This window comes from Nonomuraea rubra, from assembly GCF_014207985.1.
GTDB classification, from domain to species: Bacteria; Actinomycetota; Actinomycetes; order Streptosporangiales; family Streptosporangiaceae; genus Nonomuraea; species Nonomuraea rubra.
In genome coordinates this window covers 8,348,491-8,372,882 of sequence record NZ_JACHMI010000001.1, presented here as the reverse complement: position 1 = coordinate 8,372,882, position 24,392 = coordinate 8,348,491, and the positions used below count along the sequence as shown (strand labels likewise).

Here is a 24,392-nt window from a genome sequence, read left to right as displayed (position 1 = left end):
TTTCCTTCGTGCCAGAGCCCGTATCCCCTCCGCCCCTGCCCGTCACCTGGCGTCCGCGCCGGGGCCGCGTCGTCGCCTACGGCTTCGCGGCCGTGATCGTGCTGGGGGCGGTGGCGATGGCGGTCTTCATCGCGGAGCCGTTCAAGCTGCCGGACCGGGTGGCGATCGTGGCGTTCGGGTGCGGGGTGGCGTGGCTGCTGCATCTGCTGGGCCGGGTGCGGGTGGAGGCGGACGAGCAGGGGCTGACGATCGTCAACGCCGCCCGTACGCACCGGGTGACGTGGCCGGAGGTGCTGGAGGTCACGATGGTGGTGGGCGATCCGTGGCCGCGCCTCGACCTGTCCGACGGGCGTACGGTCGGGGCCATGGGCATCCAGGGCTCGGAGAAGGCCCGCGCCCGGCAGGCCACGGCGGAGCTGCGCGCCCTGATCAGGCAGCGAGGAGAGGCGCAGGAAGGCTAGCCGGGCTCGGCGAACAGCTCCTCGACCGTGTCGACGGTGAGGATGCGGATCAGCCACTGCTGGAGGACCTCCAGGTCCTCGCAGGTGGCGATGGCCTCGCGCTTCTCCGAGCTGATCCAGAGGAAGCGGGTCTGCAGGGCGACGTCGATCGCCCTGCGGGCGGCGGTGATCTTACGCTGCTCTCTCGTCGCCGGGGAAACGTGGTGGTCGTCCCACGACTCCGGCATGCCGGGGGGTACGGGCACGCCCTGACGTCCTTTCGTTGGGTGAGCAGGATTTTACATGCTGTGATGGTCGCTCCGGGTGAATATCGCAGGAGCGGGTGTCGACGTAGCCTGAAGGCGTGCTGCGGCGGACAATCAGGGCAATGGACATCGAGTCGCCGGAGAAGCTCATCGAGCTTCTCGACCGGCACGCCTACCTGGCCGACGAAGGGCTGGCCACGGCCGCCTTCCTCGCGTTGCGGATGGGGCGGCCGCTCTTCCTCGAAGGGGAGGCGGGGGTCGGCAAGACGGAGCTGGCCAAGACGCTCGCCGCGCTGCTGAAGGCGCCGCTCATCAGGCTCCAGTGCTACGAGGGCCTGGACGCCGCCCAGGCGCTGTACGACTGGGACTTCGCCCGCCAGCTCCTGCACCTCAAGGCCGCGGAGGCCGCCGGGATCACCGACGTGAGCAGGCTGGAGGGGGAGATCTACGACCGCAGGTTCCTGATCGCCAGGCCGCTGCTGAAGGCGATCGAGACCCAGCCGAGCGTGCTGCTGGTGGACGAGATCGACCGGGCCGACGACGAGTTCGAGGCGTTCCTGCTGGAGGTGCTCTCCGACTTCACGATCTCGATCCCCGAGCTGGGCACGGTCAGGGCCAGGACGCCGCCGGTGGTCGTGGTGACCTCGAACAGGACGCGCGAGGTGCACGACGCGCTCAAGCGGCGCTGCCTCTACCACTGGCTGGAACACCCGGACTTCGACCGCGAGGTGGCCATCCTGCTGCGGCGGCTGCCCGGCTGCACCGAGACGCTGGCCATGCAGGTGGCGCGGGCGGCCGAGCGGCTGCGGCAGGCCGACCTGGTCAAGCCGCCCGGCGTGGCCGAGACGCTGGACTGGACGGAGGCGCTGCTGACGCTGGGGGCCAAGGAGCTCGACCCCGGCCGGGCGGCCGCCACGCTGGGCGCGGCGCTGAAGTACCGGGAGGACGTGGCGGCGGTGATCGGCAACGGGCTGCTCTCCCATGGATGAGCTCGCGGCCACGATGACGGGGTTCGCCAGGACGCTGCGCGCGGCGGGCGTCGCGGCCGACCACGAGCGCACGCAGAACCTGCTCAGGGCGCTCGACCACCTCGACGTGTGCGATCCGGGCGAGGTGTACTGGGCCGGCCGGCTGACGTTGTGCGCGGGCCCCGACGACCTGCCCCGCTACGACCGGTGCTTCGCCGCGTACTTCGGCGGGCGGAAGGCGGCACTCCAGCGTACGGCGACCACGAGCGTCACCCGCCACCTCGCGGAACGGCAGGGCGACGGCGGGACCGGCGACGACGACGGCACGCCGGCCGCCGCCACCGCGAGCCGTATCGAGGTGCTGCGGCACCGGGACGTCGCCAGGCTCACCGAGGCGGAGCGGGCCGAGGTGCACCGCATGATGGCGCTGCTGAAGGGCGGCCGGGCCCGGCGGCGGTCGCGGCGGTTCGAAAGTGCCCACCGGGGCGATCTGGACCAGCGCCGCACGATCCGCGACGCGCTCAGGAAGGGCGAGGTCGCCAGGCTCCGGCACCGCAGGCACACCACCAGGCCGCGGACGGTGGTGATGTTCGTGGACGTCAGCGGCTCCATGGCCCCGTACGCCGAGACCCTGCTGCGCTTCGCCCACGCGCTGGTCAGGAGCGAGCCGAGGGCCACCAGGGTCTACTCGGCCGGCACCCGGCTCACCCCGATCACGGCCGAGCTGCGCCACCGCGATCCCGGCACCGCGCTGAACGAGGTGTCCAAGGTCATCCCCGACTGGAGCGGCGGCACCCGGCTGGGGGAGGAACTCAAGGAATATCTCGCCCGTTTCAGTGCGCGAGGCGCGATCGTGCTGATCGCCTCGGACGGGTGGGAACGAGGAGATCCGGAGCTGCTGGGCACGCAACTGGCCAGGCTGGCCAGGCAGGCGTACCGGGTGATCTGGGTCAACCCGCACAAGGGGTACGCGGACTACCAGCCGCTCACGGGCGGCATGCGGGCCGCCCTGCCGTACCTCGACGACCTGGTGGCCGGGCACAGCCTGGCCGCCTTCGAGCAACTGAGCGAAAGGCTCGCGCATGCGTGACGTGCTGCCGGAGATCATGAAGTGGTGGCGGTCGGGGCTCAGGTTCGGGCTGGCCACGGTGGTCGGCACCTGGAGCAGCGCGCCCAGGCCGCCCGGCGCGGCGATGGCGGTGCGCGGGGACGAGGTGGTCGGCAGCGTCTCGGGCGGCTGCGTCGAGGGCGCCGTGTTCGAGCTGGCCACCGAGATCGAGACGCCCGTCCTGCAGCGGTACGGCGTGAGCGACGACGACGCCTTCGCCGTGGGGCTCACCTGCGGCGGCATCATCGACGTCCTGGTGGAGCCCATCTCCATCGAGACCTTCCCCGAGCTGGGCGAGATCGCGGCGTCGGTGGAGGCGCACGAGCCGGTCGCCGTGGCCACCATCGTCTCCGGCCCCGGCCAGGTCGGCGCCCGCCGCGTCATCTGGCCCGACCGCGTCAGCGGCACGCTCGGCCTCGAACGCCTCGACGACGCCGTGGACGACGACGCCCGCGGCATGCTCGCCCAGGGCCTGACCGGCCTGCGGCACTACGGCGGGCAGGGGGAGCGGCGGCTGGACGACCTTTCGGTGTTCGTGCACTCGTTCGCGCCGCCGCCGCGGATGCTGGTGTTCGGCGCGATCGACTTCGCCGCGGCGGTGGCCAGGGTGGGCAAGTTCCTCGGCTACCACGTCACGGTGTGCGACGCGCGGCCGATCTTCGCCACGGCCAAGCGTTTCCCCGACGCCGACGAGGTCGTGGTCAAGTGGCCGCACGACTACCTGGCGTCGGTGCAGGTGGACGAGCGTACGGTGATCTGTGTGCTGACCCACGACCCCAAGTTCGACGTGCCGCTGCTGGAGGTGGCGCTGCGTACCGACGCCGGGTACGTCGGCGCCATGGGCTCGCGCCGCACGCACGACGACCGCCTCGCCCGCCTGCGCGAGGCCGGCCTCACCGAGGCCGAGCTGGCCCGGCTGAGATCGCCGATCGGCCTCGACCTGGGGGCGCGGACGCCGGAGGAGACGGCCGTGTCGATCGCCGCCGAGCTGATCCAGCTCCGGTGGGGCGGCTCCGGCGCCCCCTTGTCCACGACCCAGGGCCGCATTCACCACGAGATCCAGCACGAGATCCCGCACGAGGCGCCATGAGGTCGTCCAGGAACGCCGGGCTGCTGCTCGCGGCCGGTGAGGGCACGCGGCTGGGCAGGCCCAAGGCGCTGGTCGAGTTCGCGGGCGAGCGGCTGGTGGACCGGGGTGTGCGGATGCTGGAGGACGGCGGCTGCCATCCGGTCGTGGTCGTGCTGGGCGCGGCCACGGTGCAGGTGCGCGGGGCCGTCACCGTACGCAATCCGGACTGGGCCTCGGGGATGGGGTCGTCGCTGCGGGTCGGGCTGGCCGCGCTGCCCGAGGAGGCCGAGTCGGTGGTGGTCGCGCTGATCGACCAGCCGCTGATCGGGCCGGGCGCCGTGCGGGCGCTGATCGCCTCGGGCGCCACCGGGCTGGCGGTCGCGACGTACGGGGGCCGGCGCAGGAACCCCGTGCTGATCGGCCGCGCGCACTTCGCCGGGGTGGCCGAGCTGGCCGTGGGCGACGTCGGGGCGCGGCCGTACATGAAGGCGCATCCCGAGCTGGTCACCGAGGTGCCGTGCGACGGGCACGGCGACCCGGCCGACATCGACACGCCGGAGGACCTGGCCCGCCTACATCCGCAGTGAGGCGATCGCGGCCCGGTGGTCGCTGCCGGTCGCCGGCGCCACGCCCGCCTCGGTGGCCGTCATCCCCTTGAACAGGATGTGGTCGGGCCGGGTGACGGGGAACTCGGCCGGCCAGGTGAAGCCGAACCCGTCGCCCGCCGCGGCCTGCGCGTCGGTCAGCGGCGGCGTCAGGCCGCGCATGCCGCGGTCGGTGGTGGCGGTGTTGAGGTCGCCGAGCAGCAGCAGGCGCTTGCTGCGGTCGGCGTCGATGAGCTTGCGGGCGCGCGCCAGCGAGGCGTCACGCGTGGTGGTGTGGCCGGGCCTGGCCGAGGCCAGGTGCATGACGTAGACGGTCACCTCGCCCTTGGGGGTGGTGATGACCGCGCGCAGGGCCCGCGGCCAGCCGAGGCCGACGTCCAGCGGCTCGGTCTCGCTGATCGGGTAGCGGCTCCACAGGCCGACCGTGCTGACCGGGTAGTGGTACTTGAACATCTTGTTGAGCTGCTTGGCCGCGGGCCCGCCCCTGGTCAGCTCCTGCGCGGCGAGCACGTCGAGGTCCTTGGCGATCACGCGTACGGCCTCGCCGGACGCGCTGTTGCGCACGCCCACGTTGACGGTGCCGACGGCCAGGTCGCTGGGCCCGCCCGGCGGCGTGCGGAAGAGCGTGGAGCCGAACATGACGGCCCACACCAGCCCCGGCACCAGCGCCGCGGCGGCGGCAGCGGTGGAACGTGCCACCGCGGCGCCGGCGATCAGCACGGGGACGGTCAGCCCGATCCAGGGCAGCAGGCTCTCGAGGACGGGCGTGAACCCGCCGAGAGCAGGGATCAACCCGTGCCCCGCCAGGGCCGCGGCCACCACGACGGACACGACGATGACGAGCCGACTCAGCACCCGAACCAGGCTAGCGGCTCCCGCCCCGGATCGCCGACGCGATACGATGTCCGAGTCGTAACAGAACATCATTCGGTCCAGCGGGAGCCCGGCATGCGCATCGGTATGGCACTCAAGTACTCGGGTGGATTCAAGGAGTCGGTGGCCGAGCTGGCCGACTACGAGAAGGCCGGGCTCGACATCGTGTTCGTGGCCGAGGCCTACTCCTTCGACGCGGTCAGCCAGATGGGCTACATCGCGGCCAAGACCGAGCGGCTGGAGATCGCCTCCGGCATCCTGCCGATCTACTCGCGCACGCCGACGCTGATGGCCATGACGGCCGCGGGCCTCGACTACGTCTCCGACGGGCGGTTCACGCTCGGCATCGGCGCCTCGGGGCCGCAGGTGATCGAGGGCTTCCACGGGGTGCCGTACACCGCGCCGCTGGGGCGTACCCGGGAGGTCATCGAGATCTGCCGCCAGGTCTGGAAGCGCGAGCGTGTCCAGTACGAGGGCCGGCACTACACCGTGCCGCTCCCGGCCGATCAGGGCACCGGCCTCGGCAAGCCCCTGAAGATCATCAACCACCCGGTACGCCCCCGCATCCCGATCGTGGTGGCCGCCATCGGCCCCAAGAACGTCGAGCTGACCGCCGAGCTGGCCGAGGGCTGGGAGCCGATCTTCTACGTGCCCGAGAAGGCCGCCGACGTCTGGGGCCCCGCGCTGGCCGCCGGAAAGGCCAGGCGTGACCCCGAGCTGGGCGAGCTCGACGTGATCGCGCAGGCCAGCCTGGCCATCGGGGACGACGTGGCCGGGCTGCTGGAGTTCGGGCGGCCGATGGCGGCCCTCTACATCGGCGGCATGGGCGCCAGGGGCAGGAACTTCTACAACGACCTGGCCAGGCGCTACGGCTACGAGAAGGAGGCCGAGCTGATCCAGGACCTCTACCTGGCGGGCAAGAAGGAGGAGGCCGCCGCGCAGGTGCCGGCCGAGCTGCTGGAGAAGATGTCGCTGGTCGGCAGCGAGGGCTACGTGCGCGACCGGGTGCAGGCGATGAAGGAGTCGGGCGTGACCACCCTGAACGTGACGCCGCTCGCCGGGACGCACGAGGAGCGGCTCCGGTTGATCGAGACGATCAAGGAGTTTGCCGCATAGTGAGGTAGATCACCCAGTTTGCGGGGAATGCTCCGCCTTTCACGGGTGTTGTGGCAGCTCGTGAGGTTTTCCCTGGTGTTCGTGTGGCTCGTAGAGCGGCTGCACATCGACCTGTGCCGGTTGCACGGGTCGCTCTGTAGCTGACGGCTCTGCGTCCGTCCACACCCCTCACCAGGCGTGCCGCACCGGCATGCCCTTCTCGCGAAGGCTTCCTCATCCGTGAAGAGATTCTCCTTTTCCCTGCAGCTCCTGCTGGGCCTCGTCGTCGGCATCGCGCTGGGCTTCGCCGCCAAGATCTGGGACGTGGCCTGGCTCGGTGAGACGCTGAAGCAGGTCGGCCAGATCTTCGTCCAGCTCCTCAAGCTCGCCGTGCCGCCGCTGGTCTTCACCGCCGTGCTGGTCAGCGTGGCGAACCTGCGCAACGTCAACGGCGCGGCCCGGCTCGCCTCCAAGACGCTGCTGTGGTTCCTGATCACCGCGTTCGTCTCGGTCTCGCTGGCGATCGGGCTGGGCCTGCTCATCAACCCCGGCCAGGGCGTCACCCTCGACACCGGTGCCGCCAAGCCCTCCGACACCCAGGGCACCTGGCTCGACTTCGTCACCGGCATCCTGCCGACCAACGTCGTGACGGCCTTCACCGAGGTGAACGTCCTCCAGATCGTGTTTCTGGGAGTCGTCCTCGGTGCGGCGGCGATGGCGGTCGGCGAGAAGGCCGAGCCGTTCCTGAACCTCGCCCGTTCCGTGCTGGAGCTGGTGCAGAAGGCGCTGTGGTGGGTCATCCGCCTGGCGCCCATCGGCACGGCGGGCCTGATCGGCAAGGCCGTGTCCACGTACGGGTGGGAGCTGCTGGCGCCGCTGGCCAAGTTCAGCGCCGGCGTCTACATCGGCTGCTTCGTCGTGCTGCTGGCCGTGTACCCGACGCTGCTGGCCGTGTGGGGCAAGGTCAGCCCCATCGCGTTCTTCCGCAACGCCTGGCCCGCCATCGAGCTGGCGTTCGTCTCGCGCTCCTCGGTCGGGACGCTGCCGCTGACGCAGCGGGTCACGGTCGAGCGCAACGGGGTGGACCGCGACTACGCCTCGTTCGCGGTGCCGTTCGGCGCCACCACCAAGATGGACGGCTGCGCCTCGGTGTACCCGGCGCTGGCCGCGATCTTCGTGGCGCAGGTGTTCGGGGTGCCGCTCGGCTTCGGTGACTACCTGCTGATCGCGTTCGTCTCGGTGGTCGGCTCGGCCGCCACGGCGGGCCTGACCGGCGCCACGGTCATGCTGACGCTCACGCTCAGCACCCTGGGGCTGCCGCTGGAGGGCGTCGGGCTGCTGCTGGCGATCGACCCCATCCTCGACATGATCCGCACCGCCACCAACGTGGCGGGGCAGCTCGTGGTGCCGGTGCTCGTGGCGCGTTCCGAGGGGCGCCTGGACACGGCGGTCTTCAACGCGCCGCCGCAGTCGCTCGACCGCGCGCCCGCGCCGCGCGTGCCCGAGCCGGCCGCGGCCTGACCGGTCTGATCTGATCTGAGGGGGGTGGCTGCGGCCGCCCCCCTCATTCGTACGTCAGCAGGTCTCCCGGCTGGCAGCCCAGCGCCTCGCACAGGCGCGCCAGCGTCGAGAACCGTACGGCCTTGGCGTGGCCGTTCTTCAGGATCGACAGGTTGACGACGGTGATCTCCACGCGGTGCGACAGCTCGGTGAGCGTCATGCCGCGCTCCTTGAGCACCTCGTCGAGCCGCACCCTGATGACTGGCTCGGCCATCAGATCGTGGCCTCGACCTCTTCGAGCAGGGCCAGGCCCCGGCGGACGATCTCCGACACGCCGAGCGCGGCGAGCCCCGCGACGACGGCGCCGACGAACTCGCCCGACGGCAGGTAGAAGGGATAGGTCTCGGCCAGCAGCATGGGGGAGAGTATGGCCTGCGCCACGGCACCGAGCACGGCCGACACGACCGAACCCGCGATCAGGATCCAGCCGAGCCTGCGCAGGTGATCGGCCGTGACCGTGGAGAACAGGGCCCGATCACCCGACCTGGCCCTGCGCAGCGCCCGTACGACCGTGAACAGCGCCAGCAGGGCCGTCGCCGTGCCCGGTGCCCACATCAGCAGGTAGAGCAGGGCGGCCAGCGGTGCGGCCCCGCTCGGGCGGACCGTCACCTCCGCGCTGACGCTCTCGACCGTGGCGCCGCCGACGGTCATGCCCGCGGTCGGCACGTCGAAGACCTCCAGGGGGATGCCCATGCCCTTCGCGGTGCCGAAGAACGCGATCGCGACGGTGGCGGCGAGGCCGGCCAGGGCGCCCAGGAGGCCGAGCACCAGGCCGATGCTCAGCAGGGTCTCGAGTCTGATGATCCAGCGAGTTGGCATAACGATAATCGTAAATAACGAAAGTCGTTATGTCGAGCCCGGCGGCGGGCGAAGGTGGGGCGGGCGGGGGTGCGGGGGCCCTATGGTGGGTCGAAAATCCTGATATTCGAGTAATTGGCGGGGATATGTCCGACGGAACGGAGCGTGCGCCGTCATTGGTCGCTGACCGGTACCGGCTCGACGAGCGCATCGGCAGCGGGCCGATGGGCGAGGTGTGGCGCGGGTACGACACCCGGGCCGACTGGGTCGTGGCCGTGAAGGTGCTCGGCGCCAGGGCGGCCGGGGCCGCCACCCGGGAGGTGCTCAGGCAGCACGCCCAGGCCGTGGCGCGGGTGATCCATCCGAACGTGGCCATGGTCCTCGACGTCGGTGACCACGAGGGGTCTCCGTTCCTGGTCATGGAGTACCTCACCGGGCTCAGCCTCGGCGAGGAACTGGCCGCGCGCGGGCCCATGAAGATCGTCGAGGTGTGCGACCTGATCGGGCAGGCGGCCGCCGGGCTGGACGCCGCGCACCGGGCCGGGGTGGTGCACGGGCGGGTCGATCCCGACAGCTTCCGGCAGGCCGGCAGCGGGGTGCTCAAGGTCGTCGGGTTCGGGATGGACGAGCGCGGGCCGGCGCCCGCCGGGGGCCGGTACGTGGCGCCCGAGCGGGCCGGGGGTGAGGCGGCGCGGGCGCCCGGGGATGTGTACGCGCTGGGGTGCGTGTGTTACGAGCTGCTGTGCGGCCGACCGCCCTTCGACGACGGGACGGCGCCCCAGGCGGGCGCGCCGGGTCACGAAGCGGCGGGGGCAGACCAGACCGCGCCGGGCGCGGCGCCGGGTGAGACCGCGCAGGGCGCGGCACCCGGCCAGACCGCGCCGGGTGGTGCGGCGCAGGGGCAGGGCGCGGGTGGGCGGGGGCGGCCGGTTCCGCCGAGTGCGATCAGGCGTGAGGTGCCGCCCGAGCTGGACCGGCTGGTGCTGGCCATGCTCGCCGATGACCCGGCGCAGCGGCCCGCCAGCGGCGAGGCCATCCGGCGCGCGCTGGCGGCCATCGCCCGGCCGAAGCCCGGCCCGGCCGGGCCGCCCGTGACCGGCGTCTCCCTCCGCGACCCCGGCCTCGGCCCGGGCGCCGCGGGCGCGATGGGCGCGGCAGGGGCGCCGGCCGGTGGGTTCGGGGGCGCCGGGCAGGGGGCGACGGAGGTCTTCCATGCCGCGCCCGGCGGGCCCGGCGGGGCGCCGCCCAGGGCCGGGGACACGGCGGTCTTCCAGGCGGCCGACCTGGAGCCCGACCCGCCATCGGGCCCGAACCGCAAGCTGATCATCCAGCTGGGCGTCGCCGTCGTCGTGATCGCGGCCGTGACCGTCGGCATGGTGCTGTGGGCAGGCAGGCGCGACATGCAGGCGCCGGTCGCGGAGAGCACCCCGACGGCCGAGGCCACCACGCCGTCCGCCACCCCCACCACCCTCCCGCCCACCCCCGACCCGTCACCGGGCCTCGTGATCACCGCCGGCCCCGGGCAGGACTCCGACGAGGAGCCCGACTACCTGCGCGAGACCTCGATCCCCAAGGCCACGCTGGGCGAGGCGATCCCGCCCGGCGGTTACGCCAAGTGGCTGCAGGAGTTCGACAAGGCGCTGATGGCCCAGCAGAGCATGGGCGGCATCAACCCCCAGGTCGCGGGCAAGGCGCGGGAGAAGATCCGCAAGGCGGCCAGGAAGTTCGGCGAGGGCAAGCCCGACGCCACGCTCAGCCAGATCGCCGACGTCTACCGCGACCTGGCCAGGGCGCGGGAGCGGGGCGACATGGCGCCGGAGGGCCCGGCCGTCTCGTTCATGGAGGAGTGGCGCCTCCCCACCGGGTGACCGACCGGCATTCGGGACTCCGCGGGCAATAGTGACAGGAGAGGCGTTACCCGTACATTGGGCGAATGACCTTCGACTACGCGGCGCGCCGGGAGCGGCTCGCCGGGCTGCTGCCCGCCCACGAGGTCCACGCCCTGCTGGTCACCTCCCCCGTCAACGTCCGCTACCTCACCGGCCTGGCCAGCTCGAACGCCGCCGTCCTGGTCAGGGCCGACGGCACGGCGACGCTGGCCACCGACAACCGCTACATCGAGGCGGCGCGCAGGCTGGACGTGCCGTCGGCCGAGGCGGCGGACGTGGCGGGCAGCCTCGCGTTGCCGGGCACCGGGATCGAGGCCGCGAGCATGAGCGTGGCCGCCTTCCGCCGGCTGGGCGACGGGCTCGTGCCGCTGGGGCCGGTGGTGGAGGTGCTGCGCGCGGTCAAGGACGAGGCGGAGCTGGAGCTGATCCGTACCGCCTGCGCCATCACCGACCAGGCGTTCGCCGACGTCTCCCCGCGGATCGCCCCCGGGATGACCGAGCGCGAGCTGGCCGGCCTGCTCGACCGCCGCATGACCGAGCTGGGCGCCGACAAGCCCGCGTTCGACACGATCGTGGCGTCCGGCGAGAACGGCGCGATCCCGCACCACACCCCCACCTCGCGGGAGCTGCGCGCCGGGGACCTGGTGACCATGGACTTCGGTGCCCGCTACCAGGGCTACCACGCCGACATGACCAGGACGGTCAGCCTCGGCCCGCCCGCCGACTGGCAGCGCGAGGTCTACGAGCTGGTCGCCGCCGCGCAGCGGGCCGGCAGGCACGCCCTCACCCCCGGCGCGAGGGCCGGGGACGTGGACGAGGCCGCCCGCTCCGTCATCGAGCACGCGGGCCACGGCGGGCACTTCAGGCACGGGCTCGGTCACGGAGTCGGGCTGGAGATCCACGAGGAGCCGTTCCTGGGCCCCTCCAGGACCGGTAGACTAGAGGATCGAGTTCCGATCACCGTCGAGCCTGGGGTCTACCTCCCGGGCCGGGGCGGCGTCCGGATCGAGGACACCCTGGTGACACGTGAGGGCGGGCCGGAACTTTTCACCAAGACGACCAAGGAGCTGCTCGTCCTTTAGAGCGGCCGCACGCGGGAGAAGAACGAGTGGCGACGACCAACGACCTCAAGAACGGCATGGTGCTGAAGCTCGAGGGCGGTGAGCTCTGGAGCGTTGTCGAGTTCCAGCACGTCAAGCCGGGCAAGGGCGGCGCGTTCGTGCGCACCAAGCTCAAGAACGTCCTCTCCGGCAAGGTCGTCGACAAGACCTTCAACGCCGGGGTGAAGGTCGAGGTGGCCAACGTCGACAAGCGCGAGATGCAGTACTCGTACAAGGACGGCGACGACTTCGTGTTCATGGACACCGAGACCTACGACATGGTCAACGTGCCCAGCGCCACGGTCGGCACCGCCGCCAACTACATGCTGGAGAACACCCTGGCCACGGTGGCCTTCAACGAGGGTTCCGCGCTCTACGTCGACCTGCCCGCCGCCGCCGAGCTGACCATCGCCGAGACCGAGCCCGGCCTGCAGGGCGACCGCTCCACCGGCGGCACCAAGCCCGCCAAGCTGGAGACCGGCGCCGAGATCAAGGTGCCGCTGTTCATCACCACCGGCGAGAAGGTCAAGGTCGACACCCGCAGCGGCGAATACCTCGGCCGGGCCTGAGGTGTCGGCACGGGGCAAAGCACGCAGGCGAGCGCTCGACATCCTCTTCGAGGCCGAGCTGCGCAGCGAGGATCCGCTGAAGATCCTCGCTGAGCGCGTGGAGCGGCAGGAGCCGCCGGTGAACGAGTACACCTCGGCCATCGTCGAGGGCGTCGCCAGGCACCACGCGCGCATCGACGAGCTGATCACCACCTACGCCGAGGGCTGGACGCTCGACCGGATGCCCGCGGTCGACCGCAACCTGCTGCGCGGTGGCACGTACGAGCTGCTGTGGATGCCAGACGTGCCCGAGGGCGTGGTCATCAGCGAGTGGGTGCACCTGGCGGGCGAGCTGTCGACCGACGAGTCCCCGCAGTTCGTCAACGGCCTGCTGGCCCGCTTCAAGCAACTCAAGCCAAGCCTCACCCTTTAGACACCCCCTTTGGTTCCGTCTTCGCGGGCCGGGGCCGCGCGTTCGGGGTACGTTCTGACCACGCCGGCCTGCACCACGGCTTGCGAGGCGAGGGACGTGTACTGCCGCGCGGTCAGGCGTCGCATCCGTCAGCCCGGGGCGGGTGCCTGACCGTGTGGCCGGGACGGTACGGAAAGTGGCGCGTCACCAGCCGCGACGCGCCCTTTTCCTTGTCCGGCTAATTTCCTTGTCCGGCTAACGTGGTTCCCATGGCGACCGAGGACGACGTGCGCGGGCTCGCGCTCGCGCTGCCCGAGACCTCCGAGAAACTCATGTACGGCACCCCGGCCTTCTACGTGCGCGGCAGGTGGTTCGCCCGGATCAAGGAGGAGGGCGACCTGCTGGTGCTCCCGGTGGCCTCGCAGGAGGACAAGCAGGAGCTGATCGCCGCCGAGCCGGGCACGTTCACCACCACCCCGCACTACGACGGGCACGCCATCGTGCTCGTGCGGTTCGGCGCGGTGGACGCCGGGGAGATGGGCGAGCTGCTGACCGACGCGTGGCGGTTGCGGGCGCCCAGGCGGCTGGTCGCCTCCCTGGGCGACGGCTGAGCGGAACGGGTATCGGCGGTGGGGAGCGGGAGCTCGCGCGTACGGCGTAGGCTGGGCCCGACCACGAAGAAGAGGCGTTCGCGACGTGCACCTTCGCGGCGTGCACATTTACGCGGGGAGAGAGGCGAGCCGACGTTGCGTGCTGAAGGCGTCACCACCAGGACCCCGGCGGTGCGGACCGCCGTCGTCTGGGACGCGTTGCGGTCCATGCTGGCCGAGCGCACGGCGGCCACCGGCCGGGAGTCGCTCGACATCGTCGACGCCGGCGGCGGCACCGGCGGGTTCGCCGTGCCGCTGGCCGCGCTCGGCCACGCCGTCACCGTCGTCGATCCGAGCCCCGACTCGCTGGCCGCGCTGGAGCGCCGCGCCAAGGAGCGGAACGTCGGCGTGCGCGGCCTGCAGGGCGACGCCGCCGACCTGGGCGAGCTGCTCGCCCGCGACTCCGCCGACCTGGTCCTGTGCCACAGCGTGCTGGAGTACGTCGAGGACCCGATCAGCGCGCTGACCGCGGTCGCGGCCCTGCTGCGCAGGGGCGGAGCCGTCAGCGTGCTGGCCGCCAACCCCGTCGGCAGCGCCATCCACCGGGCGCTGTCCGGGCAGTTCGACGAGGCCGCCGCCGTCCTGGCCGACCCGCGCGGCACCTGGGGCGATCGCGACCCCACGCCCAGGCGCTTCGCCGCCGACACCCTCGTCGAGCTGCTGACCGCGACCGGCTTCACGGTCGGCGCGATCCACGGCGTACGCGTCTTCGCCGATCTGGTGCCCAGCCGGCTGGTGGACGGCGAGCCCGGCGCCGCGGAGGCGCTGGTGGCGCTGGAACAGGCCGCCTCGACCCATCCCGTGCTGCGTGACATCGCCACGCAGCTCCACGTGCTCGGCCACCGCAACTGAAGGAAGTTCGCATGCTCGCCCCCCTCGGTGTAGAACGCGTGTTCGGATAGACTCGGAGACGTGTCTCGCAAGCAGATCACCGGCATCGGCCCCGCTCCGCGGACCGGGGTCGATGACAGCGGCTGCCCGATCCTCCATGTCGACATGGATGCCTTCTTCGCCAGCGTCGAGCTGCTCGACCGTCCCGAGCTGCGCGGCCGCCCGGTGATCGTGGGCTCGCCCGCGGGGCGCGGCGTGGTGCTCAGCGCCACCTACGAGGCCAGGGCCTTCGGCGTGCACTCGGCCATGCCGATGAGCAGGGCACGCAGGCTCTGCCCCCAGGCCACGGTCATCCCGCCCAGCCACGGCAAGTACTCCGAGGTCTCCAAGGGCGTCATGGAGATCTTCCACACGATCACCCCGCTGGTGGAGCCGATCGCGTCCGACGAGGCGTTCCTCGACGTCGGCGGCGCGCGGCGGCGGCTCGGCGCGCCCGCCGCGGTGGCGGCGATGATCAGGGAACAGGTTCTCGACCGCTACGGCATCACGTGCTCCGTCGGCGTGGCGAGCAGCAAATTCGTGGCAAAGCTGGCCTCCAAGCAGTGCAAGCCCGACGGGTTGCTGGTGGTGCCCGCCGACCAGGTCGTCGACTTCCTCCATCCGCTGCCCGTGTCCGCCCTGTGGGGGGTCGGCGAGCGCACCGAGCAGTCCCTCGTACGCCTGGGCATCCGCACGGTCGGAGATCTGGCCAGAGTGCCGTCCAGCACGCTCCAGCGGGAGCTGGGGCAGGCCGCGGGGGCCCACCTGGCGGCGCTGGCCTGGGGGCGTGACGAGCGGGCCGTGACGGCCCACGTGCCGGACAAGAGCATCGGCAACGAGGAGACGTTCGCGGCCGACGTCGACGACCCCGAAGTGATCAAGCGGGAGTTGCTGCGACTGTCGGAGCGGGTGGCGGCCCGCATGCGTAAGGCCGGTCACGTGGGAAGAACTGTAAGTGTGAAGCTACGCCGAGCCGATTTCACCACGATCAACCGCTCGCGCACGCTGCGTGAGCCGACTGACGTGGCACAGGTGATTTACGCCACCGCCTGCGAGCTGTTCGGGGCGGCCGGGCTCGACCGGGTGCGGTTGCGCCTGGTGGGCGTCCGGATGGAGAACCTGCGGCCGGTAGACGAGGCCACCCGCCAGCTCGCTCTGGGGGAGAAGGAGACCGGGTGGCGCGAGGCCGAGCAGGCCATGGACAAGGCGATCCGGAGATTCGGACCCGATGCGGTGGTCCCGGCGTCGCTAGTACGTGGCAAGCTTGATGAAATAGAGACATGACGTTCGATGTGCGGACATGCTGGGGGCGTCCGTGTCAGGATTTTGGGGGAAGGGGGGCGAGATGGGCCACAATAGAGCCATGACGTCACCTCCGGTTTGGTCTGCGTTGGACGTTTGCTTTCGCCTACGTCTACAGCCTCGTATTCTGGGGATAACCGACCGCGAGGTTCGGACACCCCGTGTCGTCCGTTGCCGTCTTCCCCGTCCTGGGGCCGTCCTTGGGAGGCGCCGTGCCGCTCTCTGAGCACGAGCAGCGCTTGCTCGACCAGATCGAGCAGGCCCTCTACGCCGAGGACCCGAAGTGGGCCAACACCGTAAGGATCAGCGACCCGCGCAGCCATTACAAGCGTCGCCTCATCAAGGCCTCCATCGGCTTTGCTGTCGGTGTCGTGACCATGATGGTCGGCGTGGTGTTGAGTGGCGCTGCCCTGATCCCGCTCGGCGTCGGCGGTTTCGTGGTCATGCTCGCCGCGTGTCTGTGGGGCCTGTCCAGTTGGAAAAAGATGAATGGGTTCGGTGACGCCGCCCCCGCCGCAGGCACGGCACCTCCTCCGGGCAAGCAGGCCCGCAGGGGCAACCGGGGCAGTTTCATGGAGCGCATGGAAGAACGCTGGCGCCGTCGCCACGACGAGCGCTGACCGGCAGAGCCGGCGTACGTGCGGCCGCCTCCTTCGGGAGACGGCCGCACGTGCGGTCGGTGTGAAGGCCGGTCCGGCGTGCCGCGCCCTCGCGGGCTCCGGCGCCGCCGCACCGGTTCCGATGGCGCCGTCTCGCTCAGGCGACTCCCGGCGGCGCCGGATCCTCCTCAGGTCTTGACGGCCGGGCACTGCCCGCCGGGGAATCACGGGGCCCCGACGGCACGCCCGCACCGGCCGCCCCCGCCTCCAGCCACCCGCCCGCACATGAGATGGCGGCCGCCCCCAACGGGGGACGGCCGCCATTCGCCTTTCCGGTCCGGTGCCTCAGCCGCCCTTCTGGGCCGCCGTCCTGCGCAGCCTGATCGTCTCCAGCAGGTCGAACCCGTCCAGCAGCCGCTCGCCCAGGAGCCGCAGCCGGCGCAGCGTCGACGGGGGCAGCAGCACCGCCCGTACCCGCCGGCCGCGTGACACCGTGGCCGCCAGGGCCTGCCGCACCTTGCGCAGGTCCTTGCTCATGGGCTCGATCCGGCCAGGGTCCCGGGCGAACAGCACCCGCTCGACCGCCGAGGCGATGGCCGTGATGGCCGCCGCCGAGCCGGCGTCGAACTCGTACTGCTGGGACAGCCGCCGGGCCAGCGCCCGCGGGGTCTCGCTGGACTCCCGGGCCATGCCGTAGTCGAACAGCACGTCGTCCAGCTCGGCCCACGCGGCGGCCACCGTGACCTGGTTACGGCCCGCCGCCATCCTGGCCGTCAGCTCGTCGGAGGGTTGTGACACCTTCCAGCCGAGGCTGCGGACCCGCCGGTTCCTGGTGATCAGCCGCACGCCCGCCGGGATCAGCAGGACGAGCAGCAGCGCCGCCGCCCCGATGCCGATCTTGCCGATCAGCGGCATCGAGTCGTCCGGCGGCAGCGTGCCGGTCGCCGCCGTGCCCTCGCGGTCCAGCTCGCGGGGGTTGCGCCGGGTCGCCGGGTTCTGCGGCTCGTCGGCGGAGGAGCTGGAAGCCCCCGGCGTCGGCGTGTTGCTCGCCCCGGGCGTCGGCGTCGGCCGCGGCGCCGCGTACGGGGGAACGCGCGCGCTGCCCTGACCGGCCGCCCCCGACGGGGTCGGCTCGAACGGCAGCCAGCCCACACCCTCGAAGTACAGCTCCGGCCAGGAGTGGGAGTCGTTCGTGCCCACCTCCCACCGGTCGCCGACCTGCACGCCGCCCGTGTAGCCGATCGCCACCCGCGACGGGATGCCCACCAGCCTGGCCAGCACCGCCATCGACGCGGCGAACTGCTCGCAGTACCCGACCCGGTCACTGATCAGGAAGTTGCGCAGCGCCGAGCTGTTGTGGCCCTGCGTGCGCAGGTCGTACTGGAAGTTGCCCGGCTTGGTGAAGAACTGCTGCAGCTTCAGCGCCGCGTCGTAGGTGGTCCTGGCTCCCGCCGTCTCGTCCTCGGCCAGCTGCCTGATCTCCGGCGGCAGGTCGTCCGGCAGGGCGAGGAAGCGCTCGTCCACCTCCGGCCTGATGCCGTCGAAGGAGTCGAGCAGGTCCGCGGTCGGCTCGGGCTCGCTCGTCATCACGTCGTAGTCGATGCCGGCGGCCTCCTCGCGGGTGGAGAAGACCATCAGCGTGTCCACGTCGGCCCGCCAGTCGCCGTCCACCCTGATCTCCCGCGCCGGGTACGGCAGCGGCAGGAACTGCAGCCGCGCGATCTCGTCGCTGATCTGGACGTTCGTGACCACGTTGTTGATCTTCACCTCGGGGCCGAGCCCCGGAGGTTCGGGCAGCGGCCCGTTCTCCGTCCTGTTCTCCGGGGCGCCCTTCGGCTGCGTCATGCCGAACTGCTGCCCGTCGAACGTGTCCAGCGCGTAGATCCGCAGGTACCGGGGCTTCTTGTCGGAGCTGGTGTAGGACAGGACCACCCGCCGCTCCGGCAGGTCGAGCTGTCCCTTCAGGTTGGCGATCGGGTTCGGGATGCTGATCGAGTTGCCGGGCCCCGAGCCGCGCCCGCCCACGCCGAACGTGAAGAACGACACCGGCTCCATCGCCGGCAGGGCCGCGGGCAGCAGCACGGCCAGCAGGATCGCGGCGAACCCGATGCGCTTGCCCGACAGCCGCAGGCCGCTGGTGTCCGCCGGGGCGCCGTTGCCGGCCAGCGGGCCCGAGGCGGTCTGGCGGCTGCGGCGTACCAGCACCGCCCTGCCCCAGTGGCCCACCCGCTCGCGCCCGTCCGCGATCAGCAGGCTGACGAAGCCGAGCGCGGCCACGATGAACGCCCACCAGCTGATCGGGTCGGTCAGGATCGTCGCCGGCACCGTCGCCAGCGCCAGCAGTGGCAGCCCCGACAGGGCCGCCCGCCGCACCCGCGCGGCGAGCAGGTCCACGGCGATCGCGATCAGCGCCACGCCACCGGCGGTCAGCAGCGTGATGCCCTCGGTCTCCGGCACGGGGGCCGCGAAGCGCTGGATGTCGGCCCAGCCGACGCCCAGCAGCCTGGCCAGCTCCACCACCGAACCCTTGGTGGGCACCACCAGCGCCCACGCCTTCTCGGAGGCGAAGGCCGCCGTCAGGTAGATCCACGTCGCGGCCACGCCCAGCAGCGGCGCCGCCCACGCGGGCAGGGCCAGGCGGCTGCTCAGCAGTCCCGCCGCCACCACGGCCAGCACGGCGCCGAGCGAGGTCCAGAACCAGCCGCCGCCCTGGAAGAGCGGGGTGAGCAGCAACGCCGCGGTGAACGCGGCCACTCCCGAGGCGATCGTCAGTCTCATGCCGCACCTCCCGCGGGGTTGAGCGCGTACCTGCCGCGGTTGGCGGCGTCCTGCCAGACGGAGGCGATCGAGGTGCCGGCGGGCAGGTTCACGATGCGCCAGCCGTACCCGGCCAGGACGGTCTGCACGGCCTGGTGGTTCTCCTCGGCGGCCCGGTCGCGGCCCTCCCACGTGCTCACGTCGAGCAGGACGGCCACGCCGGTGATGCCGCTGTGCCGCAGCCTGGCCAGCTCCCTGGCCTCCTCGGCGTCCATCCCGCCCAGCACCGCCACGATCAGCCCGTCGCCGCCGCCCGAGCGCAGCGCCGAGATGCCCATCTCCAGAGAGCGGGCCGGGCTGTGCCGTACCACGGCGAGGGTGTCGAGCAGCGAGTAGCTCAGGCCCGTGTCGGTCAGGTGCTCGGCGCCCTGGTCGGTGACCAGCCGCAGGCCGAGGCCCTCGTGGGCGAGGTGCACGCCGATCGAGGCGGCGGCCGAGACCGCCACCTCGAAGGACGAGCGCGGGCCCTCGCCGCGGTGGGCGTGCCTGCGGGTGTCCAGCAGGAGCGCGCCGCGGCTCTGCCACTGCTGCTCCTCGCGGCGCACCATCAGCTCGCCGTAGCGGGCCGTCGAACGCCAGTGCACCCGGCGCAGGTCGTCGCCCTGGCGGTATTCGCGCGGCGCCACGTCGTCGTCGCCGGCCGCCGCCACGCTCCTGGTCCTGCTGTCGCCGCCGCCCGTCCACTCACCCGACAGCCGTACGTGCGGCAGCGCCGCGACGTGCGGCGTCACCACCAGCGTGTCGCTGATCGTGAACGAGCGGGTCAGCTCCACCAGCCCGAACGGGTCGGCGATGCGGATGGACAGGGGCCCGATCGTGTACCGGCCGCGCAGGTCGGAGCGGACCCGGTAGTCGATCTCCCGCACGCCGCGCGGCTCCACCCGGTCCAGCACGAACCGGGGCCGCACGCCCAGCGCGTACGGCACCGTGTCCTCGACGAGCAGCAGGCCGGTGGGCAGCCTGGTGACGTTCTCCAGCCGCAGGGTCACGGTGGCCTCTCCGCCCACCTCGGCCCTCGGCGGGTCCAGGCGCCTGGCGCAGCTCAGCCGGTAGCGGGTCCGCGCCACCACCATCGCGGCCAGCAGCGGCAGCGCCGTCACCAGGACACCGATCCTGAACAGGTCGTTCTCGCCGAGGAAGAACGCCATCAGCAGGGCGGCGATCCCGGACGCCAGGAACGACCTGCCCCTGGACGTCAGCGCCTGCATCCCCGCTCTCACGGTGTCTCCTTGGGAGCCATCAGCGGGTCTCCGGCACGGGAACGCGCCTGATCAAGTCGGTCACCACCTGCTCGGGCAGGCGGCGCTGTCCCTGGGCCTCGACGCTGGGCAGCAGGCGGTGCGCCAGCACGGGGATGGCCAGGTCCTGGAGGTCGTCGGGGATGACGTAGTCGCGCCCGGCCAGTGCCGCGTGCGCCCGCGCGGCGCGTACGAGCTGCAGCGTGGACCGGGGGGAGGCGCCCAGCCGCAGGTCGGGGGAGTGACGGGTGGCCACGACGAGGTCGATGGCGTACTTCTTGACCGCCTGGGAGACGTAGACGCCGCGTACGGCCTCGATCAGCGCGCGCACCTCCGCGGTCGTCGCCACCGGCTCGAGCTTGTCGAGCGGCGAGGTGCCGCCGTGCACGTCGAGCATCTCCAGCTCGGCGTTCGGCTCGGGGTAGCCCATCGCGACGCGCGCGGTGAAGCGGTCGCGCTGTGCCTCGGGCAGGGGATAGGTGCCCTCCATCTCGATCGGGTTCTGGGTGGCGATCACCATGAACGGCGCGTCGAGCTGGTACGTGTGCCCGTCCACCGTCACCTGGTGCTCCTCCATGCACTCCAGCAACGCCGACTGCGTCTTGGGAGAGGCACGGTTGATCTCGTCGCCCACCACGATGTTGGCGAAGACGGGCCCTGGCTTGAACTCGAACTCTCTGGTCTGCTGGTTGTACGCGCTCACTCCGGTGATGTCGCTGGGCAGCAGGTCCGGGGTGAACTGGACCCGGCGCACAGGACAGTCGATGGAGCGGGCGAGTGCCTTGGCGAGCATCGTCTTGCCGACACCCGGCACGTCCTCGATCAGGAGGTGGCCCTCCGCGAGCAAGACGGTCAGCGTGAGGCGGACGGCATCGCTCTTGCCCTCGATCACCGATTCGATGGCCTGCCGAATCCGGTGGGCTGTGGAGACCAGCTCGTCGAGCTGGGGAGGGACGTCATGGGTTACTGCCACCAGGCCTCCATGAGAAGTGCGACGGCTGTCCCGGTACGGTGCCTTTGCGGGAGCCATGCCATTCCTTTTCCATTGTCTGTACGACCCTACGACGCTGCGGGTTCTTGAGCGACATTTGCGGATATTCCAGCGAACACCGGCAAAGTTCCTGTTCTTGTGGCATAGCAGTGCGAATCCAGTGACACAGCCGGTCCCACGGAGCGCCCCACTTTCCCCCACCCGGCGCCTCCCCGGCCCCGCGCCCCCTATTTCCACGGGCTTTCGAACTCTCGACACGCCCATGAGGGTTGACCCCCCGTGCACCGCCCCCCACCCCGCCCCATGGCTCTGACCTGCGGTAACGCAAGGGAAACCGATGATGAAGACGGTTCGAATCAGTTGACGGTGGGGAGAAGTGGAGTATGGTGGTGCGCAGTGGAGAGCCCGGTGCACCAGCGCTGAGCGCTTCACGAGGCACGGGAGGTGGGGCCGATGTTCCTCGGCACCCATCAACCGCGTCTGGACGACAAGGGACGGCTGTTCCTGCCGGCTAAGTACCGTGAGGAGCTGGCGGAGGGTCTTGTGATCACCAAAGGCCAGGAGCGATGCCTCTACGTGTTTCCCGTGGAGGAGTTCCAGCGCATTACCGAGGCTCTCAGCACCGCCCCGGTCACCGCCAAGGCGGTGCGTGACTACAGCCGCGTCTTCTTCGCCAGCGCGTCCGACGAGAAACCAGACAAGCAAGGGCGCATCACGATCCCGCAGAGCCTCCGCCAGTACGCGGGGCTGGAACGTGACTGCGTCGTCATCGGGGCCAACACCCGGCTGGAGATCTGGGACGCACAGGCCTGGGACACCTATCTCAGCGCACAGGAGCAGGCGTTTTCCGAGCTGTCGGAGGAGGTGCTGCCAGGGATCTTGTAGTGACCACGGTCGATCCGTCGGTGATGTCGTTCGGCGAGGTCTCCACCCGCAACCACTGTCCGCCAGCTGATGCACCTTCCCCGGTGTCAGATGGCGGGCGTCCACGAAGAGGGTGCGGATGGGGACCTGGCCGGGCGGCTCCGGGTGGGGACCCAGGAAGGACCGGCGAACGATCGATGAACGCGTCAACCGCGAGCAAGGACGCGAGAGGGGGGTTGGAGATGAGCGACGACGTCGGCACGGGCGGTCACGTTCCGGTGCTGCTCGAGCGCGTACTGGAGCTGCTGGGCCCCGCGCTCTCGGTGCCTGACCCGGTCGTCGTCGATGCCAACCTCGGCCTCGGTGGCCACTCGGAGGCCCTGCTCGCCGCCCACCCGGGCCTGCACCTGATCGGGATCGACCGCGACCCCTTCGCCATCGACTTCTCCACGCGCAGGCTCAGCGCGTACGCGGACCGGATCACCCTCGTCCACGCCTCCTCCGCCGAGCTGGCGGACGTGCTCGCCCGCACGGGCCGCACCGCGATCAACGGGGCGCTGTTCGACCTGGGCGTCTCCTCGCCGCAGCTCGACGAGGCGGAGCGCGGGTTCGCGTACTCCTACGACGCGCCGCTCGACATGCGCATGGACACCTCGCAGGAGCTGACGGCCGAGCAGGTGGTCAACACCTACGGCGCCGCCGAGCTGACGCGCATCCTGCGCGACTACGGCGAGGAGAGATTCGCCCCGCGTGTCGCGGGGCTGATCATCAAGGAACGGGCCAAAGAGGCAATAACGTCTACGAAGCGGCTGGCGGACATCGTCCGCGAGGCGATCCCCGCCGCGACCCGGCGCACCGGGGGCAACCCGGCCAAGCGAACTTTCCAGGCGCTGCGCATCGAGGTGAACGCCGAGCTGTCCGCCCTGGAGGCGGCGCTCCCGGCGGCACTCGACGCGCTGGTGCTCGGCGGGAGAGTCGTCGTGCTCTCCTACCACTCACTCGAGGACCGGCTCACCAAGCAGGCCCTCACGGCGCGAACCAGGGACACCAGCCCCCCAGGGCTGCCCGTCCCGCTACCGGCTCACCAGCCGAGGTTCCGCCTGCTGACGAGGGGAGCGGAGCTCCCAAGCGACGAAGAGCTCGCCCGCAACCCGCGGGCGGCCTCGGCCCGGCTACGGGCGGCAGAGAGGATCCGTGTTGACGACTGAGCAGGAGACCGGCAAGGGTGCGCCCGGCCGCCGCGCCGTGCCCAAGACGGGCACGCGCCGCTCGGCGACGGGGCACCAGCCCAAGCCGCGTCCCCGTCCCGACACGCGGCACGAGCCCGAGGCCAAGCGCTCGGCCGCCGAACGAACCCGCGCCGAGGCCGCCGGGAGGCGGCCGGCCGACGAGCGCGCTCGGGCCGAGGCGGATGGCACGGCGCCCGCCGCCGGCCGCTCGCGCGGCTCCGCCGGTGGCCGTGAGGCCGCCGGGCGGGTGCGCGGTGCCGCCGGCCGTGAGACGGGCGGGCGTGACGCGGGTGAGCGGGTGCGTGACGCCGCCGGTCGTGAGGTGCCGGCCGCCGAGCGGGTGCGGGGTGCGAGCCGCAGGACGCCGGTCGTCGAGCGGGTGCGTGCCCAGGCCGCCGGGAAGCGGCCGGCCGGCGGGCGCTCGCGTGCCGAGACGGCGGCGAGCCGTCCCGCGGCGCGGCGTGGTCCCGCGCGGCGGCAGCGGGCGCCGTTCGTGCTGCTCGTCGTCGGGCTGCTCTGTGGCGGCCTGGTGAGCCTGCTGCTGCTCAACACCATGCTCGCCCAGGACGCCATCACCGACGCCACCCTGCGCAAGGAGATCGCCGAGGCGCGGCTGCAGAACGAGCAGATCGACCAGGAGTACCAGCGCAAGACCCAGCCCGACGTCATCGCCGACCTGGCCGAGAAGCAGGGCTACGACCGCGACTGGGGCGAGGTCAACAGCTGGAGCAGCGCGGGTGACCAGGCGAGCCGGGTGGACACGGAGCGGTGAGGGATTCGGGCGGCAGGGGGCAGGGACCCGGCCGCGGCGCTGGCGGCGCCGGCTCTCAGGGAGGGCCCGGCGCCGCTCGTCGTACGCCGGGAGGTCCGGGGCGGGCGGGGCGCCAGGGCGGCGGCTCCCGTTCGGACGGTTCGCGGTCTGACGGGGGCCGTTCTGACGGTTCCCGCTCGGACGGTTCCCGCTCGGACGGGGGCCGTTCTGACGGGGGGCGTTCCGACGGGGCGGGGCGTCCGGCGTCGCCCGAGAACCCGCCGCGACGCCCGCGCGACCCCCTCGACCTGCCGTTCGGACGTGACACGTTCGGCCGCGACGACGGCCGT

Annotated in this window: 25 protein-coding genes; 18 read left to right on the top strand and 7 right to left on the bottom strand. The window is 71.8% G+C overall.

Translation table 11 applies throughout. The features are described 5' to 3' along the window. Positions 1-8 precede the first annotated feature (8 nt). Positions 9-461: a PH domain-containing protein gene (locus tag HD593_RS38000; RefSeq protein WP_312903998.1), complete on the top strand. Its 453-nt coding sequence runs from the start codon at positions 9-11 to the stop codon at positions 459-461. On the opposite strand, the gene HD593_RS37995 is transcribed toward HD593_RS38000, so the two are convergent. Further along, the gene (locus tag HD593_RS37995) at positions 458-706 is read right to left on the bottom strand and encodes a hypothetical protein (protein ID WP_185106734.1); all 249 of its coding nucleotides are present in this window, start codon (positions 704-706) and stop codon (positions 458-460) included. The two genes, HD593_RS38000 and HD593_RS37995, sit on opposite strands and share 4 nt — an antisense overlap. A 122-nt stretch (positions 707-828) precedes the next feature. On the opposite strand from HD593_RS37995, the gene HD593_RS37990 reads away from it, so the two are divergent. The 4 genes from HD593_RS37990 to HD593_RS37975 are packed head-to-tail and all read left to right on the top strand — an operon-like array spanning position 829 to position 4,438. Then, the gene (locus HD593_RS37990) at positions 829-1,695 is read left to right on the top strand and encodes an AAA family ATPase (RefSeq protein ID WP_185106733.1); all 867 of its coding nucleotides are present in this window, start codon (positions 829-831) and stop codon (positions 1,693-1,695) included. Beyond that, the gene (locus HD593_RS37985; protein ID WP_185106732.1) at positions 1,688-2,764 is read left to right on the top strand and encodes a vWA domain-containing protein; all 1,077 of its coding nucleotides are present in this window, start codon (positions 1,688-1,690) and stop codon (positions 2,762-2,764) included. The genes HD593_RS37990 and HD593_RS37985 overlap by 8 nt, the downstream gene beginning before the upstream one ends. After that, positions 2,757-3,872, top strand: coding sequence for an XdhC family protein (locus HD593_RS37980; protein ID WP_185106731.1), 1,116 nt, complete (start codon positions 2,757-2,759; stop codon positions 3,870-3,872). The genes HD593_RS37985 and HD593_RS37980 overlap by 8 nt, the downstream gene beginning before the upstream one ends. Next, positions 3,869-4,438 (top strand): nucleotidyltransferase family protein, encoded by a 570-nt coding sequence (locus HD593_RS37975; RefSeq protein WP_185106730.1) that lies wholly within the window; start codon positions 3,869-3,871, stop codon positions 4,436-4,438. Before HD593_RS37980 ends, HD593_RS37975 begins: the two co-directional genes overlap by 4 nt. Here the strand turns inward: HD593_RS37975 and HD593_RS37970 are convergent. Further along, a complete protein-coding gene (locus tag HD593_RS37970; RefSeq protein ID WP_312903996.1) occupies positions 4,424-5,311 on the bottom strand; it encodes an endonuclease/exonuclease/phosphatase family protein in 888 nt (295 codons plus the stop codon). The genes HD593_RS37975 and HD593_RS37970 overlap by 15 nt on opposite strands. Before the next feature lie 93 nt (positions 5,312-5,404). On the opposite strand from HD593_RS37970, the gene HD593_RS37965 reads away from it, so the two are divergent. Next, positions 5,405-6,445, top strand: coding sequence for an LLM class F420-dependent oxidoreductase (locus HD593_RS37965; RefSeq protein WP_185106729.1), 1,041 nt, complete (start codon positions 5,405-5,407; stop codon positions 6,443-6,445). A gap of 219 nt (positions 6,446-6,664) precedes the next feature. Then, positions 6,665-7,945, top strand: coding sequence for a dicarboxylate/amino acid:cation symporter (locus HD593_RS37960; protein ID WP_185106728.1), 1,281 nt, complete (start codon positions 6,665-6,667; stop codon positions 7,943-7,945). Positions 7,946-7,988: 43 nt separating this feature from the next. On the opposite strand, the gene HD593_RS37955 is transcribed toward HD593_RS37960, so the two are convergent. Together HD593_RS37955 and HD593_RS37950 are read right to left on the bottom strand one after the other, a co-directional pair. Further along, complete coding sequence (locus HD593_RS37955; protein WP_185106727.1) at positions 7,989-8,198, bottom strand: helix-turn-helix domain-containing protein; 210 nt, start codon at positions 8,196-8,198, stop codon at positions 7,989-7,991. Continuing rightward, positions 8,198-8,803: a DUF2975 domain-containing protein gene (locus tag HD593_RS37950; RefSeq protein WP_185106726.1), complete on the bottom strand. Its 606-nt coding sequence runs from the start codon at positions 8,801-8,803 to the stop codon at positions 8,198-8,200. The genes HD593_RS37955 and HD593_RS37950 overlap by 1 nt, the downstream gene beginning before the upstream one ends. A 155-nt stretch (positions 8,804-8,958) precedes the next feature. Between HD593_RS37950 and HD593_RS37945 the strand changes: the two genes are divergently transcribed. The 8 genes from HD593_RS37945 to HD593_RS37910 all read left to right on the top strand — a co-directional run bounded on the left by HD593_RS37945 (position 8,959) and on the right by HD593_RS37910 (position 16,173). Beyond that, entirely contained in the window at positions 8,959-10,650 is a 1,692-nt protein-coding gene (locus HD593_RS37945) for a serine/threonine-protein kinase (protein WP_185106725.1), read from the top strand. 65 nt (positions 10,651-10,715) lie between these two features. Continuing rightward, on the top strand, positions 10,716-11,753 hold the full coding sequence (locus HD593_RS37940; RefSeq protein WP_185106724.1) for a M24 family metallopeptidase: 1,038 nt from the start codon (positions 10,716-10,718) through the stop codon (positions 11,751-11,753). 26 nt (positions 11,754-11,779) lie between these two features. After that, positions 11,780-12,340, top strand: a complete 561-nt coding sequence (efp, locus tag HD593_RS37935) for an elongation factor P (protein WP_185106723.1) — start codon at positions 11,780-11,782, stop codon at positions 12,338-12,340. Position 12,341: 1 nt separating this feature from the next. Next, positions 12,342-12,752: a transcription antitermination factor NusB gene (gene nusB / locus HD593_RS37930; RefSeq protein WP_185106722.1), complete on the top strand. Its 411-nt coding sequence runs from the start codon at positions 12,342-12,344 to the stop codon at positions 12,750-12,752. A gap of 248 nt (positions 12,753-13,000) precedes the next feature. Then, positions 13,001-13,342: an MmcQ/YjbR family DNA-binding protein gene (locus HD593_RS37925; RefSeq protein ID WP_185106721.1), complete on the top strand. Its 342-nt coding sequence runs from the start codon at positions 13,001-13,003 to the stop codon at positions 13,340-13,342. Between the two features lie 207 nt (positions 13,343-13,549). Further along, entirely contained in the window at positions 13,550-14,233 is a 684-nt protein-coding gene (locus HD593_RS37920) for a methyltransferase domain-containing protein (RefSeq protein WP_221526345.1), read from the top strand. A gap of 60 nt (positions 14,234-14,293) precedes the next feature. Then, positions 14,294-15,535 carry a DNA polymerase IV gene (locus HD593_RS37915; RefSeq protein ID WP_185106720.1) on the top strand — a complete coding sequence of 414 codons (1,242 nt, stop codon included), beginning with the start codon at positions 14,294-14,296 and terminating at the stop codon, positions 15,533-15,535. A gap of 230 nt (positions 15,536-15,765) precedes the next feature. After that, complete coding sequence (locus tag HD593_RS37910) at positions 15,766-16,173, top strand: DUF3040 domain-containing protein (RefSeq protein ID WP_185106719.1); 408 nt, start codon at positions 15,766-15,768, stop codon at positions 16,171-16,173. Between the two features lie 324 nt (positions 16,174-16,497). Here HD593_RS37910 and HD593_RS37905 read toward each other — a convergent pair whose 3' ends face one another. Genes HD593_RS37905 through HD593_RS37895 form a run of 3 tightly spaced genes read right to left on the bottom strand, consistent with a single transcriptional unit; the run spans position 16,498 to position 21,237 of the window. Continuing rightward, the gene (locus tag HD593_RS37905) at positions 16,498-18,930 is read right to left on the bottom strand and encodes a transglutaminase TgpA family protein (RefSeq protein ID WP_185106718.1); all 2,433 of its coding nucleotides are present in this window, start codon (positions 18,928-18,930) and stop codon (positions 16,498-16,500) included. After that, complete coding sequence (locus HD593_RS37900) at positions 18,927-20,189, bottom strand: DUF58 domain-containing protein (RefSeq protein WP_185106717.1); 1,263 nt, start codon at positions 20,187-20,189, stop codon at positions 18,927-18,929. Before HD593_RS37900 ends, HD593_RS37905 begins: the two co-directional genes overlap by 4 nt. 19 nt (positions 20,190-20,208) lie before the next feature. Continuing rightward, positions 20,209-21,237: an AAA family ATPase gene (locus tag HD593_RS37895; protein ID WP_379478830.1), complete on the bottom strand. Its 1,029-nt coding sequence runs from the start codon at positions 21,235-21,237 to the stop codon at positions 20,209-20,211. Between the two features lie 414 nt (positions 21,238-21,651). Between HD593_RS37895 and mraZ the strand changes: the two genes are divergently transcribed. The 3 genes from mraZ (at position 21,652) to HD593_RS37880 (ending at position 24,063) form a co-directional block, all read left to right on the top strand. Beyond that, positions 21,652-22,083: a division/cell wall cluster transcriptional repressor MraZ gene (mraZ, locus tag HD593_RS37890; RefSeq protein ID WP_185106715.1), complete on the top strand. Its 432-nt coding sequence runs from the start codon at positions 21,652-21,654 to the stop codon at positions 22,081-22,083. Positions 22,084-22,304: 221 nt separating this feature from the next. After that, a complete protein-coding gene (gene rsmH, locus HD593_RS37885) occupies positions 22,305-23,270 on the top strand; it encodes a 16S rRNA (cytosine(1402)-N(4))-methyltransferase RsmH (protein ID WP_185106714.1) in 966 nt (321 codons plus the stop codon). Then, a complete protein-coding gene (locus HD593_RS37880) occupies positions 23,260-24,063 on the top strand; it encodes a hypothetical protein (protein ID WP_185106713.1) in 804 nt (267 codons plus the stop codon). Before rsmH ends, HD593_RS37880 begins: the two co-directional genes overlap by 11 nt. Positions 24,064-24,392: the final 329 nt, after the last annotated feature.